This window comes from Bacillus sp. FSL W8-0519 (assembly GCF_038005585.1).
Lineage (GTDB): Bacteria > Bacillota > Bacilli > Bacillales > Bacillaceae_G > Bacillus_A > Bacillus_A paranthracis.
In genome coordinates, this window is the sequence record NZ_JBBOTL010000001.1 from 4,471,725 (window position 1) to 4,490,068 (window position 18,344).

Genomic DNA, 18,344 nt, shown 5'->3' on the forward strand with positions numbered 1-18,344 from the left:
TGCAATTTCAACACATTATAATTAGGAGGAAATATCATGAAACTAAACACAACAAAATTACAGGAAATGAACAAAGAGGAAATTGAAAAAGTAAATGGTGGAGTAAGTCCTTTTGACATGTATACAATTGGATCAGAACTTTGGAAACTTGCTAAGGAATATGGAAAAGGACCAGGTCCATCAATGGAAATGCAATACAAACATGGCATGCCAGGCGGTAAATGGTAATAATAATTAAAAATATCCCTATCAATTTATATAATTGATAGGGGTATTTTATAAATTAGAACACATAAAAAATCTATATAATAAGGGGAATTTTAATCGTGGAACTAAAAAAAACAAAATTAAAAAATCTTAATAAAAAAGAAATAGAAAAAACTAATGGCGGAGCTATAAATGTTAACAAATGGATACGTGAACAATTCGAATCATACACAAAAGGACCAGGTCCATCAATGGAAATGCAATATAAACATGGTATGCCAGGCGGCAAATGGTAATAAATAAAAATGCCTCTATCAATTATATAAATTTAAAAAGAAAAAATACTAATATATTAAAAGAAGAAATAACAATGAATAAAAACAAATGTACTCTACTTTCAAAAAAAGAATTATTAAACACAAATGGTGGTAAAACAACATTTGTAACAACTTCAACTAATGCATCTTATTATCCTATAAAATGGGGTAAAGAACTTGGACGATGGATTGGATCAAAAATTAAATAACAAAAAGACAGCAATAACTCAGCTGTCTTTTCTTTCTTAGGCCTCATCACATTCTATTTTTAGGCATCTATGTATTACAAAATATATAAACTGAAATAAGATACGGATAGTATCAAAATAAGAAAAAAACTAAAATCGAAATTCTTTTTCTTATTCTCCAATGTAAAATTTTGAATATTAGTTTACTTTCATATCCTTTTAAACATTACTTTTCCACTGAATCCCTAATATCCCCAACTTATACAACAAAAATATACATTCAAATTACAATAAATAAAGAAGATTTTCTGGACAAATGTCTCTTAACGTACAGGAAACACTTGAAATGTGTCCAAATTGTGTTTAAACGTACAATTTTCCCGAAATGATATGGTAACCCCATGCCCATCAACTTAAGAACGAAAACAAAATGAACTTTCGTTCAAACAAACTAAAAAACACGTAATGTACTTTTGGTATTGAAAAGTACACACACCAAATAAACTCTAACGAGTTTCATTTTAAAAATTATGCAGCTTTCTTTTGTTTTCCAAACCCATTATACTCATAGACAACACCCATAATATCAAAGATAGTTTTCTTCTCATATCGATGAGATTTCCGTCCATTCTTCTGTAGGAGGTCGAACAAACGGATTAAAATCTTTGTTAGATTTTGGGTGTTTCTCTGTATCGCTTGATATAACAGCGATACATGATCTTGAATCATCCCAATGGCTTTATATTCACTTAATTCTCTTTTGTTCTTTTGCAAAAGAAGTTTACGCATCTTAAACATCGTAGAAGAACAGATAAAGATGGCAATAAGTCTTCCATACACATGACATTCTAATCGCTCTTTTTTGATAGTTTGCCAATGATGAATTTGAAATAAGGATTTCCACGTTTTAAAAATAATTTCTATTTGCCAGCGAAGGGAGTAAAAGTCATGTATTTGTTCCATCGGAACAACTCCTTCAGGCGTATTTGAGACATATATGTTGATACCCGTTAATCGTTTACTCTTTTCTGAAAATGTAATACCCTTTTTACTTTCAGTGTAACTTTGTTTTTTTCTACGTTCCTGTATCTGTTTGTCTGTTAAACGATAGATAATTACACGTGTGAATAGTTTTTGATTCTTTCCAATGTAAGCTTCTTTTATTTCGTATGTTTGACCGGGTTTTAAATTGTTCATAATATGTTCTAAATCAACTTGGATATACTGTGATTGCTTTTTTACGGTTCCGTTTCGAAAGTATTCTGGAAACGGATTTTTTACATACACGGTATGGTTTAATTTTAATCTGGATATATAATAAGCACCTCGTTGATCCATTTGATCTAAGTCTTCTAATGAAAAATAACCTAAATCACGGATACATAAATCGCTTGGACGTAATGTGTCTAAGCATTCTGTTCCAAAGGTCTTATCATTATTTTTTCCTGGACCTATCTGAAAGTTTAGAAACTGTCCGCTATGTAAGTCATATTCTAATTGAATCTTGATACCCGCTGTTTGTGCACAACCACCTGATCCAGGATATACATGGGCTAAATGTTTTGGTACTTGGAAAATCGTCGCATCTAAAATACGAATTCGTTGAAAATACGTGAGCGCCGCGCTTGAAATGGCCGATGTTTCACAGATTTTACTTTTCCATAATGCCGAAAAAATATATTTCAAAAATTCAACCGCTTTTTTATCAAAGCGTTTATTGAGTCCTTCTGGACTCATAAGAGTGCCTGTGGCCGCATGTAATTGACTGCATAGTCGAACAAGCGAGTCACTCGCTGTACGTTGACTTACCCAAATACATATGGTAGCTAATTCATTTCCAGAAAACTTTCGTTTTCTTTTTACAAAACCTAATTCTTTTGCGAGTTCTTCCAAAAGAGAAGGGGTTAAATGACGATACAGTTCTTCAGAAAATAGTTGTAATTCATCTTGAATCGAAAGATTCATAAAAAATGTCACCCTTTCTAGCTAGCTTTTTAGAAAGAATAACGTTTTTTGTCACTTGGGGGTAGTGAAAATTCTTAAGTTGATGGGCATGTATGGTAACCCCTATAAGCAAAACAAATGACAAAATATCATAAATATCCCCCATGTTGTGCCTCCCATTCTCATCCTAATTTCTTATTATATATATTATAAGATGTTTTTATTTTAAATAAAAGCCCTCCTAAAAAAAGGAAGGCTACATATATTTTAATTATGATAAAGCAGGAGCTTTTTCAAGAAGCTCTTTCGCATCAGCGTATTGTAAACCGTGAGCTTCTGCAACTGCTTCGAATGTTACGTATCCATCTAATGTGTTAATACCTTTTAGTAATGCAGTGTTGCCTAAGCAAGCATCTTTGTAGCCTTTGTTCGCAATTTGTACTGCATATGGTACTGTTACATTTGTTAATGCAAGAGTTGATGTACGTGGAACCGCACCTGGCATATTAGCAACTGCATAATGAACAACGCCATGTTTTTCGTAAGTTGGGTTGTCATGAGTTGTAATACGGTCAGTTGTTTCGAAAATACCACCTTGGTCAATCGCGATATCTACAACGACAGAACCTGGTTCCATTGATTGAATCATTTCTTCTGTTACAAGTTTTGGCGCTTTTGCACCTGGAATTAATACTGCACCAATAACAAGATCAGATTCTTTTACAGCTTCTGCGATGTTGTATGGATTAGACATTAACGTTTTTACTTGGTTACCGAAAATGTCATCTAGTTGACGAAGACGTTCTGCACTTAAGTCGATGATTGTTACATCTGCACCTAAACCTACTGCAATCTTCGCTGCGTTTGTACCAGCTTGACCACCGCCGATAATTGTTACTTTGCCGCGTTTTACCCCTGGAACGCCTGCAAGTAAAATACCTTTACCACCCTTGTTTTTCTCAAGGAATTGTGCACCGATTTGTGCAGACATACGACCTGCTACTTCACTCATAGGTGCAAGTAATGGTAATGAACGATTGTCTAATTGTACTGTTTCGTATGCAATTGATACAACTTTGTTATCAATTAATGCTTTTGTTAATTCTGGTTCTGGAGCTAAGTGTAAGTATGTGAATAAAATTAAACCTTCACGGAAATAACCGTATTCACTTGCTACTGGCTCTTTTACCTTCATAACCATATCTTGATTCCATGCTTCTTCAGCAGTTTCAACAAGTTTCGCACCAGCTTGTACGTATTCTTCATCCGTAAAGCCAGATCCTAAACCTGCTCCTTTTTGAACAAAAACTTCATGACCATTTTGTACTAAATGTACTGCTCCCGCTGGCGTCATTGCCACGCGGTTTTCATTGTTTTTAATTTCTGTTGGAATACCGATACGCATTATTAGTTCCCCCTTGAGTTATGAAATGACCCCTGAATCATTTTTTAAAGCGCTTTCTACGCTCTTATATTTTAACATAATATCTCAATATTTGACAAAAAATAATACAAGTTTTCCGATAGATTTAATTTTATATTAAAGGACAGTATTATCCGCACCTCTTTGCATAAAGGATAAACTGTCCAATTATTCGAAACTTCTCTTTATTTTTCTCTATCGATGTCTATGAATAACATCAACTGCACCAGTCACTTCAATAATTGTACCGGTAATCATATCGGAATCGTCCTCACATAAAAACGCAATCGTTCTTGCAATATCTTCACCTGTTCCAGATCTACCAACTGGTGTGTTACGTTCTTTCAACTGACGTGCTTCTTGAATCGTCGCTTCTTTCATTTCACCAATAATATCACCAGGACATACCATGTTTGCAGTAATACCATATTCAGCTTCTTCGTAAGCCACTGTTTTCGTTAATGAAACAAGTCCTACTTTCGCTGCGGCAAAAGCTGAACGATAAATCCATCCCGGTGCGCTATCCGCCCCTTGAAATCCGTAATTAATAATACGGCCAAAGTTCTGTTTTCTCATAATCGGAACGACAAGTTTCAACAAATGAAACACCGCTGTTAAATTACCCTGAATCATTTCATTCCATTCATCTTCTTCATAATCGACTAACTTTTTTCGTTCAAATACATATGGACCAGCATTATTAATTAAGAAATCGATTTTGCCAAAACGGCTTATCGCTTCTTCTACTATTTTATGTAAATCTTCCTTTTTCGTGACATCCGCTTGCACGAATTGTAGACGCTCTTCCATATTTTTATATGTTTCTTTCATCTTTTCCATAGCCGTGATATCGCTATGATATGTTACTGTTACTGAATAGCCTTTAGCCAATAATTTTTCTGTTACTTGCTTTCCTAAACCTTTCGTACCGGCTGTAATGAGCGCGTGTCTCACAAAACGGCCCCCTTTTAAATTGCTATAGTTCATATGTAACAAGTTCTCGCACCAATTACAACTAAAATGAATCAAAACAGAGTTTTCGAAATTCTGTAACGTTTCTGGCAAGCACATTACCAAAATTTGTTTTATAATAAAGTTGTAAACGGTAATAAAAATGATTGGGAGGAATTTACTATGAATAATACATATACAAATATTTTAATCGCGGTGGATGGTTCTAAAGAAGCAGAAAAAGCCTTTAAAAAAGCAATTCAAGTCGCAAAACGCAACAATGCAACATTAACTATTGCTCATATCGTTGATGTAAAAGCATACTCAGCAGTAGAAGCTTATAGCCGTGCAATTGCTGAACGTGCAAATCTATTTGCAGAAGACTTATTAGAAGACTACAAAAAAACTGCGCTTGAAGCTGGCCTTGAAAAAATTGAAACTGTATTAGAATTTGGTAATCCTAAATCAAAAATTTCAAAAGAAATCGCTCCAAATCATAAAGTAGATTTAATTATGTGTGGTGCAACTGGTTTAAATGCTGTTGAGCGTTTCCTAATTGGTAGCGTCTCTGAACATATTATTCGCTATGCGAAATGCGATGTCCTTGTTGTTCGTGGTGATGAGGAGCAAGGTGAGCTTTAATTTATAAAAATAAATAGGGTAAATAAGAGGCTTCTCTTATTTACCCTATTTTCATTTATACTTTTGGAATTCTGTAATCTGGATTATGCTGTTCCCAGCCACCTTGTGTATGTACACTCGTATCGCCATCACCATCTACCCATATTGTTCTCCCGTCAGGTAAAACTCTTTCATGGGGTGTTACATGATGCGTATTCGGGTTTTCCTCCGCTGTATATTCTGCATCCATTACTTCTGGAGCTGATGCTTGTGCTACACTATCACCTTCTACTCCGTCGGCGATTCCATCCACACCATCAACTATATCAATAACTCCAACTGAGAAGACGCCTACAGCTGCAACTTTAGCTAATTCTTTCCCTGCTTCTATTGCTTTATCAGTATCTCCTTCTCTTATTGCTTGTACAGTTTCAACTCCCTTTTCCGAAACATGTACAATCCCTTTTCCAATTGTCGTTGCTGTATCTTGAACTGTTCCAAGTATTTCTTCGTATCCTCGCTTCGCTTGCTGTTTATCATCTGTAATAAGACCACCTATAGCATCATACGTCCCATCAGCAAGATTCCCAACGATTTCCCCAGTTTTCACAGTAGCTTTATTAACACCTTTTCCAACATCCTTTATGAAATTACTATTCGTAACTTCTCCTACTGCTTCTATCGCACCGCCCACTACTTCGGCTGTAACTTTAGCGGCTGCTTTAGTTACTAATTTAATTAAGCTCATACCGCATCTCCTTTTTAATATCATTATATAAAACTATTACGATTATAATTATATAGCTGTAGTCTATATAACTACAACTTATTTCACATACTTTACTATAAACACAAAACAAACCACAACAACAATAACGATCGCCAACACATAAGGCGGAAGAAACTTCAAAGACCATAATGCCATCATAATCGTAGCTACTGTTAAATAAGATTGCCTTGCATCTTCTGTCATTTTTTTACGAAGGCAGAATACATACAAATAACCGATTGGCGGCGTAATAAAGCAAAGAACATATATAATTTTAGATTTCAAATACCATTTTTGTTCCCCAAGTTTCTGTATATCTTCTTCTATTCTCTTATGCTCTTGTTCTCTCGCTTCTTCTACAAGCGGATCTTCCTCTTCTCCTCGCTTTTCTTTCATATAAGGAAGAAAATGCATGAAAAAATAGTATGCAAATACGAACGCTCCAAATCCAATATTTAATCTTTCTATTGGAATATGCTCACTAAAAAAGACAGCAGTAAGCACTAAAGACAAACAGTACGTCATCATCCAAAATGAACGTTTTCTCTTTTTTCGTTCCATTTCTTTTTTATCTTGTACATGTTTTCTTTTCGAAAGCCATATCGAAATACAGCAGTCTACTACAAATAGAATAAAGATAAATATCCCGATATGTACTGTTTCTACATCCTCAAATGAAAAGATATTTGGGAATGCAACGTGCAATACAATTAGCGTATACAAAATTAACCCTATAAAATAAATACGTCTCATTTTCCATCCCTTTCTTATTTCCTAACATTAGGTTAACATACATTTTTTAGAAATAGATGGACAAAATATATATGTTTAAAAAAGGAGGGTGCCACATGGATGATTCTGAACGTATTATTTTAGATGTGAATGGGAAAGAAATCGAAATGTTAGATACGATTCGCACTCATTTTAAAGAGAAGCACGGCGTTGAACTAAGTAATGGTGCATTACTTCGTGATTTGATGGATATTGAGTATATTCGAATTACGGAAGATCGACATAAGTATGATTAAAAGAAAACGACTGCAGGCGAATGCCATCAGTCGTTTTCTTTCTTTATTTAAGCTCTTGATGTTTCCCGCCCATACCACCAGACTCATTGCTATCTTGGTGTACAGTTAGTTTATTTGTTTTCGCATCTTTTAAAACTCTATATGTATATGATTCATTTGGTTCATCTTTAAACTGTACATTCATACCGTAAGAACCGATTTTACTATAAAAGGCCGGTTTTATGTAAGAAATATCACTTTCTTTATATCCTTTTTCTTGCAAGTGCCACATCGTTGCAAGAATCGCTTCCTCTCGCTTTACTTGTTCACCAACAAAGATATATTTGTCTAGGAGAAACACTTTAACATTTGCACTTAAGCTAATTAACAGTAAAACGATAAATATTATTTTTTTCATAGACTTCCCCTAAATTATTCTTTTTTACTATATCATAACTTAAATACTAGTAAAAAAGAAAGTACGCCAGACTTTAACAGACTGGCGTACTTTTTAACTCAATTCTTGATAACTTCTTTCGTTAATCCCTTCGCCTTCTCCAAAGCCTTTTCAATCTGTTCAAATCCTGTTCCACCAGCACTGTTACGACGCTTTACAGCTGCATATGGTGACAGCACTTCATACAAATCTTCTTCAAATAACGAGCTCATTTCTTTATACGTTTCAAGTGGTACATCTACTAAATAAATTCCTTTTTGTGTACAGTGCAGAACTAGCTTTCCAACAATTTCATGAGCTTGACGGAATGGTAGTCCTTTGTTTGCTAAGTAGTCAGCAATTTCTGTTGCGTTAGAGAAATCTTGCGTTACAGCTTGCCCCATTTTTTCTTTGTTGACAGTCATCGTCTCTAGCATGCCTGCCATAATATGAAGGCATCCTTCTACTGTTTTTACTGTATCAAACATTCCTTCTTTATCTTCTTGCAAGTCTTTATTGTAAGCGAGCGGCAATCCTTTCATTACTGTAAGTAAGCTAAATAAATTACCGTACACTCTGCCTGTTTTACCACGAATAAGTTCCGCCATATCTGGATTTTTCTTTTGCGGCATAATGCTGCTTCCCGTTGCGTATTGATCGCTCATTTCAATAAATTGAAACTCTTGGCTACTCCATAAAATAAGTTCTTCGCAAAAGCGTGATAAGTGCATCATAAGCATAGATGAGTTACTGAGGAACTCCAATATGAAATCGCGATCGCTTACTGCATCTAAACTATTTTCATAGATTCCATTAAATCCAAGAAGCCCCGCACTATATTCTCGGTCAATCGGGAATGTTGTCCCAGCTAACGCTCCTGCTCCTAATGGTGAAATGTTAATACGCTTTAACGAATCTTCATAACGATTCACATCGCGCTCTAACATCCAAAAATAAGCGAGAATATGATGCGCAAATGAAATTGGCTGGGCACGCTGTAAGTGCGTATAGCCAGGCATAATCGTTTCAATATTATTTTCTGCTTGATGAACAAGAACAGTTTGCAATTGTTTTGTAGCTTTTATAATATGCTCTACTTTTTCTTTTAAATATAAGTGCATATCTGTCGCTACTTGATCGTTACGACTTCGGCCAGTATGAAGTTTCCCGCCTACTTCACCGATTTTTTCAATTAACATCTTTTCGATATTTAAATGAATGTCTTCCGCTTCAACGGAAAAATGCAATTTATTTTGTTTCGCTTCTTCTAATAAATATTGAAGACCTATCTTTATTTTCTCTGCTTCTTCTTTCGTAACGATGCCTTGCTTTGCTAGCATCGTTACGTGCGCAATACTCCCGTTTATATCTTGATTTACTAATTGTTGATCGAAGGAAATGGATGCCCCGAACTCTTCAACCCACGCTTCCGCTTCTTCTGTAAAACGTCCGCCCCAAAGTTTGCTCACGCTTCCACCTTCTTTTGATTCACTTGGCTGTATACTTTCGTCGGTAAACCGAATAATGAAATGAATCCAACTGCTGCATCATGATTAAATTCATCCTGAGCAGTATACGTTGCTAATTTTTCATCGTATAAAGAGTACTCAGATTTACGTCCTTCTACAATTGCATGACCTTTAAATAATTTCACACGCACCATGCCTGTTACATTCTTTTGCGTTTCTTGTAAGAAAGCATGAAGCGCTTGTTTTAAAGGCGAGAACCATAAACCGTTATAAATAAGCTCTGTTATTTTTTGCTCAATCATCGGTTTAAAATGTGCTACTTCTTTTACGAGTGTTAAATCTTCAAGTTCTTTATGCGCCGTAATTAATGTCATTGCTGCTGGGCATTCGTATACTTCACGCGATTTAATACCGACAAGACGATTTTCTACGTGATCGATACGTCCAACGCCATGTTTTCCAGCAAGTGCATTTAACGTTTTAATAAGTTCTGAAAGTGGGTATGCAGTACCATTTAAAGTCGTCGGTACGCCTGCTTCAAAGCCGATTTCTACAAACTCTGGTTTATTCGGTGTATCTTCTAATGCTAATGTCATCTCATATGCATCTTCTGGCGGTGCTGCCCATGGATCTTCTAAAATGCCACATTCATTACTGCGTCCCCATAAGTTTTGATCGATTGAAAATGGGCTGTCTAAATTAATCGGAATTGGTACATTGTTTTCTTTTGCATAGGCAATTTCTTCTTCACGTGACCATTTCCATTCACGTACAGGTGCAATCACTTCTAAGTAAGGATTTAACGCTTGAATAGAAACTTCAAAACGAACTTGATCATTCCCTTTCCCTGTACATCCGTGTGCCACTGCAGTCGCTCCTTCTTGTTCCGCAATTTCTACTAATTTCTTTGCGATAAGTGGACGAGATAACGCCGAAACGAGAGGATATTTCCCTTCATATAACGTGTGTGCTTGCATCGCCATCAATGCATATTCGTTTGCAAATTCTTCTTGAACATCAATCATATATGATTTAATTGCACCTACTGAAAGTGCTTTTTCTTTTACAAATGCTAAGTCTTTACCTTCCCCTAAGTCTAAACAAAGCGCAATAATATCATAATTCTTCTCTTGTAACCATTTAATTGCAACGGAAGTATCAAGGCCTCCAGAATATGCTAATACAACTTTTTTCTTCTCCATTTTGCATCCCCCTAAAGAATAAATATTCATTTTCTTTTATAATAATTCACACTTTAACACCTTTTACAAAATGTATCAAGAGTCATTTTCAAATTTTTTCAAACAATTTCGTCGAACTTCTTTCTGTTTTTTTGTACAATATAAGCAGGAAAACGGGGGTGAACTTATGGAAAAGTATTTCTTATACGATGAACATCTCGGAATTGAAATTCCGCATTTACAAGAAGACTGGGAAGATATCCCCCAAAAAATGCAACATGCGATTTTATTAAAATGGGAACAAGTTCGCGGAAAGATTCCTGATCGTATAAAAGAACTCGAACATTATATTAATGCAAAACAGCATCATTTAAATAACGAAGAAGACTTCGAAATTTCTTGCAAACTGAATTCAGAAATTGCCGATCTCGCTTCCATCATTAATGACCTTTGGCTTTGGTATCGACTCACTCAAAATGTATCTGAGGGGAAAGCACACCAATAAAAAAAGCATGCCCCTCAATTACTTTGGGTCATGCTTTTTTGTCGTAACACGATTTACAATATATTTCTTTTGCTGTTTTTGCCAAACATACATCAAATGGACCAACTAATATACTTCTTTCTTTCGGCAACTTTACAAAAGCAACAAGCTCTTCTTCATATTGAATCTTTTTCTGACATGAAACGCATATTAACTCTTTTCTTTTAAACATGTCTTTTAGCATATTCTCACTCTCCTCTTCATCTATCTATATTAATATAATCTCATAATAGTTAAAACTTGTAAAAAAATGACACATTATAAAGTAAATGATTCATATACTATGTACAAAAGGAGGCCTTACACTTATGCGTGCTTTCGTTATTATCGCTTTAACTTTTTTAAGTGTGATTAGCTGGGATGCGTTTTTTAAAGATAAAAATACAACTGAATAGAAACTCTTCTTTTCTTACTTATTGGACAAACTAAAAAAAACGGTCCAATTCTCCAAAATAACTTAGGCTTTTCTACAAAAATATTTAAACATAACAATTTTTGTAGATTTCCTCCGTTTATTGTCGGTTTCCATCCGCATACATTTTTTGAAAGTATGATATAATAATATAAATCTTGAAGGAAGGGATTTTGATATCATGATCGCTCGAAGGAGCATGTGGCATCGTATTGACGAATCATACACGTAGCGTATTTTCCAGCTCAGATACTTTAGTCTAGCGAAAAAAATACGAGAGTGGGGAAATTATGATTGCCCGAAGGATAATTTGGCAAAAAAAAGACTCTTCTTACACATAGCGTTTTGTTTAGGGCTTAATTGTTACTAGCTAAACAAAACAAAGAAGAGCAGGATTGCTAAATGAAGAATCCTACTCCACGTTTTGTTTAGTCGTTTTAAGACTTAAACTAAAACGAAAGTAGGGAGAATTGATGGACGAGAGGATTATTCGTTATTTCTTCAGCGACATATAGCGTAGTTAGTTTTTTCGTAAACTAACTGAAGCTACATGTGAGCTCGTAGTTAGTTTACAACACAAAAAAGGACTACTAACTACGGAAAGAAGGAATAACGATGAGGAATATCCAAAGTCGACAAATTATTAAAGAAGTTTTTATGGTTTTAATCGGTTCATTTATTTTAGCAGCAGCGCTATATCACATTCACTTCCAAAACCACTTAACAGAAGGTGGCTTTGTAGGTATCGCACTATTCATCCAAAATTTTTATGATATTTCACCATCTATTTCAACTGTAATGATGGATATCCCAATTATTCTACTATGCGCTTCATTGTTAGGTAGAAAAATGGTTGGCTATTCATTCTTAGGTTCAATTTCATTCGGAGTATTTTATTCTCTTATGGAAAATTATTCTCCATTTACGGTCGATTTATCAAACAATTTATTTATAGCTGCAGTAGTTGGCGGTGCGTTAGCTGGTATTGGACTCGGTTTTATATTGCGATTTGGCGGTGCAACCGGTGGAGACGATATTTTAACAATTGTATTAAGTAAAAAAACACGTTTTACAATTGGGCAAATTTTCTTCGTCTTTGACGCGATTGTTCTTGCGCTTTCATTATATTATTTAAATTGGACAGAAATTGCTTTTACTATTCTTTCGATTGCCGTACAGGCAAAAACATTGGATTTAATTTATTATCCCAAAACAGAAAAAGCAGAAGAAAAGCAGCCAGTATCTATTCCAATGTCCAAAAAGCATGCAACAAATTAAAAAAGCGAAAGGCTTCGGCCTCTCGCTTTTTTTATGCTCTTTTTTCCTTCTCGACTATGTGGCGCACTTGATAAAATCTATTTGCAAATTCAGTAACGTTTCTTGTTAAACGATAATTCACTGTAGACCCGATTGCCATTCCAATTACCGGAATACCTTGGAATAATTTACGACGAAGAGCATAAATCGAAAATGTTTTCAAAATTTGTTTTAAAATAATTTCAGTCGAAGCTGGTTGTAACACCGCTTCGTCTCCTTCGTAGAAGAAGGAATCTTCTTGTTCCAGCTCTTGCAGTAAATTGTACCATGCGTATTGCTGAAGTCTTCCTGGTAGTAATGACGCATGAAATACCTTTAACGCAAGCATCATTTCATAAGGCTTGTTCACATCATGCCCAAATGACGTTGCAATAAGTTGGACAGCCTTCACATTTAACGCAATCATAACCGGAAAATCAGCTGTTAATAATAATAAACCTCCAGCACCCGTTGCTCCGCCTTGTACGAATGAATATAGGCGATGGCGTGCTGTTTGCTGCTCTGCTATGTATGTTAATTGATCGATAGATAATGCTTTTAAATCCTCTAGTTGCTCAATCGATTCATCAAATAATCTCGATGTTCCTAAAATACGATTACGCGCCTCTAACTGTGATTGTGAACTTTGAATCAATGCATGCAAATGAAAGAGCCATCCATCTGCTTTCGTAAAGAAATCTTTTCGTTTTTTCTCAGGTAGTTTCGCAATTGTATTATGTACCCATTTATCAAACAGTTTTTGAAAATCAGTCGCTTCTTGCTCAACTAATTGCGATTCCCATTCTTTTATATTGTCTAAAATGGCTTGTTCTCGCTTCGATCGCATCGTAACAACCACCTCGTTCGATTTTTTTCTATTGTAACATATTTCTGCTTATTCTTTGCAAATATGCTTGTCTATCTTTATTCACATACCACTTTTAGTGACATAAAATATTAACAAAAAGGATGAGATAAATCACATGAATCTATCCGATATAAAAAAAGAATATCATGCAGTATTCAGTTTAGGACAAAACTGCTGGCCTGCTTGGGCGTTATATCAATTCAAATTATCACCATTTTTTGGCGTTATTGATTTTATGCTAAGCCCATCATTAGAAAATGTGAATATATTATTACAAAATCGATTTGACCGTTTTTTACAGTTAGAAAACTTATCCTTCATCTCATTTTGGGATGATGATGCGAAATTAAGACTACGGGACAATCTATATGAAATCGACTCCTGCCACGACTTTAAAACAGATGTAAACACACCAACTTCTTGGCCTTCTTATACAGAAATTAAGTTAAATTATGAGCACCGAATTAATCGTTTTCTAACAACAATTGACACAGCACAATCCATATTATTTATTCGAACTGGAGGAACATACGAAGAAGCACGTTCCTTGGAACACATTTTATCTCAAATCGTTACACATACATTCTCTGTCCTATTACTCATTCCTGAAGATGTACCAACTGTTACGGAAGAAGATTGGGGATTGCAAAATATTTGCGTTATAAAATGTCCTATTATGGATGTATTTCAGTACAATGAAGCATTTTGGAATGACTTATTTAATGGCATCGTAATTCGACCACATTCTTAAATACACGACACTTTTATTACGCAATACATTATAATCATCCTTATACAAAATAAAGTGAAACTTTAATCAGTGGGGGTTTTGTTCATCCCCACTGATTATCAGCCCTCACCAATCGGACTTTTACGGACAGCCCGACCCCCACCTAACTTCTTTGCTTCCGCTGAATTTTGAGGTGAGGGTCTTACTGCCCGTTAAAGCGGGATAAATAAGGAGTGATTGTATATGTATCCACGTGCAAAAGCTTTCGGTCTTGCTTTACATCACGAGCGGCTTCTCGTACAAGAATATCATACAGACGATGAAACATATTACCGGCCTCTTGGCGGTTCAATTGAACTTGGTGAAAAATCAGCACATACTGTTATTCGTGAATTTCAAGAAGAGCTTCATACAGAAGTGGAAATCACTGCTTATTTAGGTTGCTTAGAAAACATCTTTCATCTTGATGGAGAAATTGCTCATGAAATCATTCAGTTATATTCTTTACGCTTATTAGACACGTCACTATATGGAATGGAAGTACTGAATATACAAGATGAACAAACAGTATCGTATGCGAAGTGGATTCCCATTACAGCATTCATTCAGGAGAAAAAAGCACTATATCCAGATGGAATTTTAAACTATATCCAAAAGAAAAAAGACGAAATCCTATAGGACTTCGTCTTTCTTTTCATATATTAACCGATGTTTCCAAGACGTAGTACGTCACGAGCGATCATAACTTCTTCGTCAGTTGGAATTACAATAATTTTTACTGGAGAATGTGGGAAGTTGATGAATGCTTCCTCACCGAATACGTTATTGCGTTTTGCATCGAAGTATACGCCCATGTATTCAAGGCCTTCTAATACGCGTTCACGAATAATCGCACTGTTTTCACCTACACCAGCTGTGAAGATGATTGCATCTACACCTTTCATACGAGCAGTGTAAGAACCGATGTATTTGTGGATACGGCTTACGAATACATCAAGTGCTACTTTCGCACGGTGATCGCCTTCTTCTTCTTTCGCAATGATGTCACGTAGGTCACTAGAGTAACCAGTAAGACCTAACATACCACTCTTCTTGTTTAATACGTTAACTACTTCTTCTACTGTTTGGCCTGTTTTTTCCATGATGTATGGAATTAACGCAGGGTCAATGTTACCAGAACGTGTACCCATTGTTACACCAGCAAGTGGAGTGAAGCCCATAGAAGTATCGATAGATTTACCGCCTTCTACTGCTGCGATACTTGCACCGTTACCTAAGTGACAAGAAAGTAAGCTTAAGCTTTCAAGTGGACGACCTAATAGTTCAGCCGCACGTTCAGTTACATATTTATGAGAAGTTCCGTGGAAACCGTATTTACGGATACCGAATTTTTCATAGTACTCATATGGTAAGCTGTATAGGAATGCAGATTCCGGCATTGTTTGGTGGAATGCTGTATCGAATACTGCTACTGCTGGTACGTTTGGTAATACTTCTTGGAATGCTTTAATACCAACAACGTTTGCTGGGTTGTGAAGTGGTGCTAAATCGCTTAATTCTTCGATATCAGCTAATACTTCATCAGTAATTAGAACAGAGTCAGCAAATTTTTCGCCGCCGTGAACAACACGGTGACCGATACCGCCAATCTCATCTAGAGATTTAACGATTCCGTTTTCAGTTAATTTTTTAAGAAGCATATTAACTGCTACTGCGTGATCTGGAATGTTTGTAATTTCTTTTTGTTTTTCGCCATCTACAGTAATAGTGAAGATACTATCTTCTAAACCGATACGTTCTACTAAACCTTTTGTTAATACTGTTTCACTTGGCATTTCAAATAATTGGAATTTTAAGGAAGAGCTTCCTGCGTTAATCGCGATGATTTTTGACATCTAGTCTTTCGCCCCTTTTTCTCTTGGTAGTTGTGTGGATGTTTCCACAAACCGCTCGATTTTATCTGATCAAATTTACTAAATATGAAAACGTTTCATCATTAGTAAATTTTATACTCACGATTTTAATTTAAACATCGTACGACATATATTTCAAGTGAAAAAATTGTAACACCAAGAAAAAAAATATATTACAGATTTCAAAAAAATTCAGTTAAATCTTGTATATATTTAAAAATATGACATATCATATAAAACTGTACTACATGAATTACTAACCCTGTTACATATACCTAGCCTTATTTATGCGTTGCAAACCAAGTATTTAATTGGTCCATAATGTCCTCCATCGCCTTCATGTTGGAGAATTTAGGTAACTCCACTAATAACGCCTGTTTTGGCATCGTTACACTAGGACCTTTCTTTTGGAGAACAAATATACTTTTTGCATTTTTCTCGTTTTTAAACATGGAAACAGGTAGCTGTAATAACCCCTGAATAAAGCATGTTTCTTTAATAAATGCATGTAATTTCGGTGCTTGATCACTTTCAAAAATGAAGTTCGGTACTAGGAAGAATAAGTATCCGCCTTCTTTCGTATGCTTCACACTTTGTTCAATAAATAGGTGGTGGGCATATGACATTCCTTCATCTGCTTTTAACTTATATTCACTTGCACCGATTTCATTTGGATAGTAACCAACCGGTAAGTCTGAAACGACTGCATCAACTGGATCGATATAAAGCGGTGCTAGTCCATCTTGATGGAAGAATTCGATTGCATGCTTTTGTAAATTCGCATTTACTAAAGCAAGTTTAATTAGCACTTCGTCCACTTCTACACCAAATCCACTCATCGTAACGTTTTCTTGAGCACTATTGAAAACTGTCGTCATCAAGTTACCTGTTCCAATTGCAGGGTCTAACACAGTAATTTCATTTTGACCCTTCATAAATTTATGGAATAAGTAACTCATGAACATACCAACTGCATCAGGCGTCATTTCGTGATTCGCTTGTACGCCTTCCTTCATTCCTTTTAAGATGGCTAACTGAAATGCTTTACGAATTTCTTCACCTTTATATGTTTCTTCATTAAACGTACTATATTCACGATTCAGCCTTTCAATTGCTGATTCTGATAATTCCTCTTGTAAAATCGCTCCTTCAAACAAGTTATCCCCTGTTTCTACAAGCGCCTCTAAATATGTTACATCTAATTCTTTACGTAAAACTACCGCAGAAGAATCAAAAATAGAAAATAAAGTTTCTACTGTCTGACTCACGTACATTCCTCCTTCTCTCTTTTACACATAACTTATATCATACCATAATCTGATTTTTTCCCAAAAGAAAAAGCGACCTCTTTTTAAGAGCTCCCTTTTTAGTGATGTATGATGTAACGTCTTCTCTCGTATATCGATTCCATATAGCAATATATGAGAGAAGACGACCTCTTACAAAGAGGTCATCTTCGTTCACATTATTTTGCAGCTTTTGCTGCTTCTAATGCTGCTTCATAGTTTGGATGGCTTGTACCTTCGCTTACGTATTCTACGTAAACTACTTTGTCATTGCTATCTACTACGAATACTGCACGAGCAAGTAAACGAAGCTCTTTCATTACTAAGCCGTAAGCTTCACCGAATGAAAGGTCACGGTGGTCAGAAAGTGTAACAACATTTTCTAAACCGTTTGCTGCACACCAACGTTTTTGAGCGAATGGTAAGTCAGCGCTAATCGTTAATACTTTCGCGTTTTCAATACCTGCTGCATCTTGGTTAAAACGACGTGTTTGTGCATCACATACACCTGTGTCGATAGAAGGTACAACACTAATTAATTTCACTTCACCTTTGTATGTTTCTAAACTTACTGGAGATAAGTCATTTGCTAACACTTGGAAGTTTGGCGCTTGATCGCCAACTTTAACTTCTGTTCCAACTAAAGTCATTGGGTTACCTTTAAAAGTTACGTTTGCCACTTGAAAATCCTCCCTTATTTAAACAAAATATGTACAATGTAAATGATAGTTTGTCCCTATCGATAATGCAAATAAAATCGCTTTATTTACAAAAAAATTAAA

Annotated in this window: 22 protein-coding genes; 9 read left to right on the top strand and 13 right to left on the bottom strand. The window is 35.5% G+C overall.

Annotated elements, in window-relative coordinates; genetic code table 11:
* Nucleotides 1–36 precede the first annotated feature (36 nt).
* The 3 genes from NST14_RS23460 (at nucleotide 37) to NST14_RS23470 (ending at nucleotide 733) form a co-directional block, all read left to right on the top strand.
* Nucleotides 37–228 (top strand): hypothetical protein, encoded by a 192-nt coding sequence (locus tag NST14_RS23460; RefSeq protein WP_000775177.1) that lies wholly within the window; start codon nucleotides 37–39, stop codon nucleotides 226–228.
* Nucleotides 229–326: 98 nt separating this feature from the next.
* The gene (locus NST14_RS23465; RefSeq protein WP_000421056.1) at nucleotides 327–503 is read left to right on the top strand and encodes a hypothetical protein; all 177 of its coding nucleotides are present in this window, start codon (nucleotides 327–329) and stop codon (nucleotides 501–503) included.
* Nucleotides 497–733, top strand: coding sequence for a hypothetical protein (locus tag NST14_RS23470; RefSeq protein WP_000236389.1), 237 nt, complete (start codon nucleotides 497–499; stop codon nucleotides 731–733). Before NST14_RS23465 ends, NST14_RS23470 begins: the two co-directional genes overlap by 7 nt.
* 507 nt (nucleotides 734–1,240) lie before the next feature.
* Here NST14_RS23470 and NST14_RS23475 read toward each other — a convergent pair.
* The 3 genes from NST14_RS23475 to NST14_RS23485 all read right to left on the bottom strand — a co-directional run bounded on the left by NST14_RS23475 (nucleotide 1,241) and on the right by NST14_RS23485 (nucleotide 5,066).
* Entirely contained in the window at nucleotides 1,241–2,677 is a 1,437-nt protein-coding gene (locus tag NST14_RS23475; RefSeq protein WP_001053964.1) for an IS4 family transposase, read from the bottom strand.
* A 250-nt stretch (nucleotides 2,678–2,927) separates the two neighbouring features.
* The gene (ald, locus tag NST14_RS23480) at nucleotides 2,928–4,061 is read right to left on the bottom strand and encodes an alanine dehydrogenase (RefSeq protein ID WP_001219405.1); all 1,134 of its coding nucleotides are present in this window, start codon (nucleotides 4,059–4,061) and stop codon (nucleotides 2,928–2,930) included.
* 213 nt (nucleotides 4,062–4,274) lie between these two features.
* A complete protein-coding gene (locus NST14_RS23485; protein WP_002163505.1) occupies nucleotides 4,275–5,066 on the bottom strand; it encodes an SDR family oxidoreductase in 792 nt (263 codons plus the stop codon).
* A 147-nt stretch (nucleotides 5,067–5,213) separates the two neighbouring features.
* On the opposite strand from NST14_RS23485, the gene NST14_RS23490 reads away from it, so the two are divergent.
* Complete coding sequence (locus NST14_RS23490; protein ID WP_001066673.1) at nucleotides 5,214–5,672, top strand: universal stress protein; 459 nt, start codon at nucleotides 5,214–5,216, stop codon at nucleotides 5,670–5,672.
* A 55-nt stretch (nucleotides 5,673–5,727) separates the two neighbouring features.
* Here NST14_RS23490 and NST14_RS23495 read toward each other — a convergent pair whose 3' ends face one another.
* A complete protein-coding gene (locus tag NST14_RS23495) occupies nucleotides 5,728–6,399 on the bottom strand; it encodes a hypothetical protein (RefSeq protein WP_000052602.1) in 672 nt (223 codons plus the stop codon).
* A 78-nt stretch (nucleotides 6,400–6,477) separates the two neighbouring features.
* The gene (locus tag NST14_RS23500; RefSeq protein ID WP_001252896.1) at nucleotides 6,478–7,173 is read right to left on the bottom strand and encodes a hypothetical protein; all 696 of its coding nucleotides are present in this window, start codon (nucleotides 7,171–7,173) and stop codon (nucleotides 6,478–6,480) included.
* 95 nt (nucleotides 7,174–7,268) lie between these two features.
* On the opposite strand from NST14_RS23500, the gene NST14_RS23505 reads away from it, so the two are divergent.
* Nucleotides 7,269–7,448, top strand: coding sequence for a hypothetical protein (locus tag NST14_RS23505; protein ID WP_000342760.1), 180 nt, complete (start codon nucleotides 7,269–7,271; stop codon nucleotides 7,446–7,448).
* A gap of 43 nt (nucleotides 7,449–7,491) precedes the next feature.
* Here NST14_RS23505 and NST14_RS23510 read toward each other — a convergent pair whose 3' ends face one another.
* The 3 genes from NST14_RS23510 to NST14_RS23520 form a co-directional block, all read right to left on the bottom strand.
* Nucleotides 7,492–7,845: a DUF3139 domain-containing protein gene (locus NST14_RS23510; RefSeq protein ID WP_229143039.1), complete on the bottom strand. Its 354-nt coding sequence runs from the start codon at nucleotides 7,843–7,845 to the stop codon at nucleotides 7,492–7,494.
* A gap of 98 nt (nucleotides 7,846–7,943) precedes the next feature.
* Nucleotides 7,944–9,332, bottom strand: coding sequence for an argininosuccinate lyase (gene argH, locus NST14_RS23515; RefSeq protein ID WP_000041262.1), 1,389 nt, complete (start codon nucleotides 9,330–9,332; stop codon nucleotides 7,944–7,946).
* A complete protein-coding gene (locus NST14_RS23520; protein ID WP_000412327.1) occupies nucleotides 9,329–10,534 on the bottom strand; it encodes an argininosuccinate synthase in 1,206 nt (401 codons plus the stop codon). Before NST14_RS23520 ends, argH begins: the two co-directional genes overlap by 4 nt.
* A 166-nt stretch (nucleotides 10,535–10,700) precedes the next feature.
* Between NST14_RS23520 and NST14_RS23525 the strand changes: the two genes are divergently transcribed.
* A complete protein-coding gene (locus tag NST14_RS23525) occupies nucleotides 10,701–11,018 on the top strand; it encodes a radical SAM protein (protein ID WP_229143040.1) in 318 nt (105 codons plus the stop codon).
* Between the two features lie 28 nt (nucleotides 11,019–11,046).
* On the opposite strand, the gene NST14_RS23530 is transcribed toward NST14_RS23525, so the two are convergent.
* Nucleotides 11,047–11,241: a hypothetical protein gene (locus tag NST14_RS23530; protein WP_000910277.1), complete on the bottom strand. Its 195-nt coding sequence runs from the start codon at nucleotides 11,239–11,241 to the stop codon at nucleotides 11,047–11,049.
* 843 nt (nucleotides 11,242–12,084) lie between these two features.
* Here NST14_RS23530 and NST14_RS23535 point away from each other — a divergent pair.
* Nucleotides 12,085–12,747, top strand: a complete 663-nt coding sequence (locus NST14_RS23535; protein WP_001244531.1) for a YitT family protein — start codon at nucleotides 12,085–12,087, stop codon at nucleotides 12,745–12,747.
* Between the two features lie 31 nt (nucleotides 12,748–12,778).
* Here NST14_RS23535 and NST14_RS23540 read toward each other — a convergent pair whose 3' ends face one another.
* The gene (locus NST14_RS23540) at nucleotides 12,779–13,612 is read right to left on the bottom strand and encodes an EcsC family protein (RefSeq protein WP_001256869.1); all 834 of its coding nucleotides are present in this window, start codon (nucleotides 13,610–13,612) and stop codon (nucleotides 12,779–12,781) included.
* A 136-nt stretch (nucleotides 13,613–13,748) separates the two neighbouring features.
* Here NST14_RS23540 and NST14_RS23545 point away from each other — a divergent pair, with 136 nt between their 5' ends.
* Both NST14_RS23545 and NST14_RS23550 read left to right on the top strand, forming a co-directional pair.
* Nucleotides 13,749–14,384, top strand: coding sequence for a DUF1796 family putative cysteine peptidase (locus tag NST14_RS23545; protein ID WP_229143041.1), 636 nt, complete (start codon nucleotides 13,749–13,751; stop codon nucleotides 14,382–14,384).
* 222 nt (nucleotides 14,385–14,606) lie between these two features.
* Nucleotides 14,607–15,041: an NUDIX hydrolase gene (locus NST14_RS23550; RefSeq protein ID WP_000283489.1), complete on the top strand. Its 435-nt coding sequence runs from the start codon at nucleotides 14,607–14,609 to the stop codon at nucleotides 15,039–15,041.
* A 23-nt stretch (nucleotides 15,042–15,064) separates the two neighbouring features.
* On the opposite strand, the gene ackA is transcribed toward NST14_RS23550, so the two are convergent.
* The 3 genes from ackA to tpx form a co-directional block, all read right to left on the bottom strand.
* The gene (ackA, locus tag NST14_RS23555) at nucleotides 15,065–16,258 is read right to left on the bottom strand and encodes an acetate kinase (protein ID WP_000034576.1); all 1,194 of its coding nucleotides are present in this window, start codon (nucleotides 16,256–16,258) and stop codon (nucleotides 15,065–15,067) included.
* A 299-nt stretch (nucleotides 16,259–16,557) separates the two neighbouring features.
* A complete protein-coding gene (locus tag NST14_RS23560) occupies nucleotides 16,558–17,544 on the bottom strand; it encodes a class I SAM-dependent methyltransferase (protein WP_000084357.1) in 987 nt (328 codons plus the stop codon).
* A gap of 197 nt (nucleotides 17,545–17,741) precedes the next feature.
* The gene (gene tpx, locus NST14_RS23565; RefSeq protein WP_000024528.1) at nucleotides 17,742–18,242 is read right to left on the bottom strand and encodes a thiol peroxidase; all 501 of its coding nucleotides are present in this window, start codon (nucleotides 18,240–18,242) and stop codon (nucleotides 17,742–17,744) included.
* Between the last annotated feature and the right edge of the window lie 102 nt (nucleotides 18,243–18,344).

What these genes read in the sequence shown, in the direction of transcription:
- NST14_RS23460 (WP_000775177.1), top strand. Translation starts at nt 37, where the DNA reads ATGAAACTAAACACAACAAAATTACAGGAAATGAACAAAGAGGAAATT.
- NST14_RS23470 (WP_000236389.1), top strand. Translation starts at nt 497, where the DNA reads ATGGTAATAAATAAAAATGCCTCTATCAATTATATAAATTTAAAAAGA.
- NST14_RS23475 (WP_001053964.1), bottom strand. Translation starts at nt 2,677, where the DNA reads ATGAATCTTTCGATTCAAGATGAATTACAACTATTTTCTGAAGAACTG.
- ald (WP_001219405.1), bottom strand. Translation starts at nt 4,061, where the DNA reads ATGCGTATCGGTATTCCAACAGAAATTAAAAACAATGAAAACCGCGTG.
- NST14_RS23485 (WP_002163505.1), bottom strand. Translation starts at nt 5,066, where the DNA reads ATGAACTATAGCAATTTAAAAGGGGGCCGTTTTGTGAGACACGCGCTC.
- NST14_RS23490 (WP_001066673.1), top strand. Translation starts at nt 5,214, where the DNA reads ATGAATAATACATATACAAATATTTTAATCGCGGTGGATGGTTCTAAA.
- NST14_RS23495 (WP_000052602.1), bottom strand. Translation starts at nt 6,399, where the DNA reads ATGAGCTTAATTAAATTAGTAACTAAAGCAGCCGCTAAAGTTACAGCC.
- NST14_RS23500 (WP_001252896.1), bottom strand. Translation starts at nt 7,173, where the DNA reads ATGAGACGTATTTATTTTATAGGGTTAATTTTGTATACGCTAATTGTA.
- NST14_RS23505 (WP_000342760.1), top strand. Translation starts at nt 7,269, where the DNA reads ATGGATGATTCTGAACGTATTATTTTAGATGTGAATGGGAAAGAAATC.
- NST14_RS23510 (WP_229143039.1), bottom strand. Translation starts at nt 7,845, where the DNA reads ATGAAAAAAATAATATTTATCGTTTTACTGTTAATTAGCTTAAGTGCA.
- NST14_RS23520 (WP_000412327.1), bottom strand. Translation starts at nt 10,534, where the DNA reads ATGGAGAAGAAAAAAGTTGTATTAGCATATTCTGGAGGCCTTGATACT.
- NST14_RS23525 (WP_229143040.1), top strand. Translation starts at nt 10,701, where the DNA reads ATGGAAAAGTATTTCTTATACGATGAACATCTCGGAATTGAAATTCCG.
- NST14_RS23530 (WP_000910277.1), bottom strand. Translation starts at nt 11,241, where the DNA reads ATGCTAAAAGACATGTTTAAAAGAAAAGAGTTAATATGCGTTTCATGT.
- NST14_RS23535 (WP_001244531.1), top strand. Translation starts at nt 12,085, where the DNA reads ATGAGGAATATCCAAAGTCGACAAATTATTAAAGAAGTTTTTATGGTT.
- NST14_RS23540 (WP_001256869.1), bottom strand. Translation starts at nt 13,612, where the DNA reads ATGCGATCGAAGCGAGAACAAGCCATTTTAGACAATATAAAAGAATGG.
- NST14_RS23545 (WP_229143041.1), top strand. Translation starts at nt 13,749, where the DNA reads ATGAATCTATCCGATATAAAAAAAGAATATCATGCAGTATTCAGTTTA.
- NST14_RS23550 (WP_000283489.1), top strand. Translation starts at nt 14,607, where the DNA reads ATGTATCCACGTGCAAAAGCTTTCGGTCTTGCTTTACATCACGAGCGG.
- ackA (WP_000034576.1), bottom strand. Translation starts at nt 16,258, where the DNA reads ATGTCAAAAATCATCGCGATTAACGCAGGAAGCTCTTCCTTAAAATTC.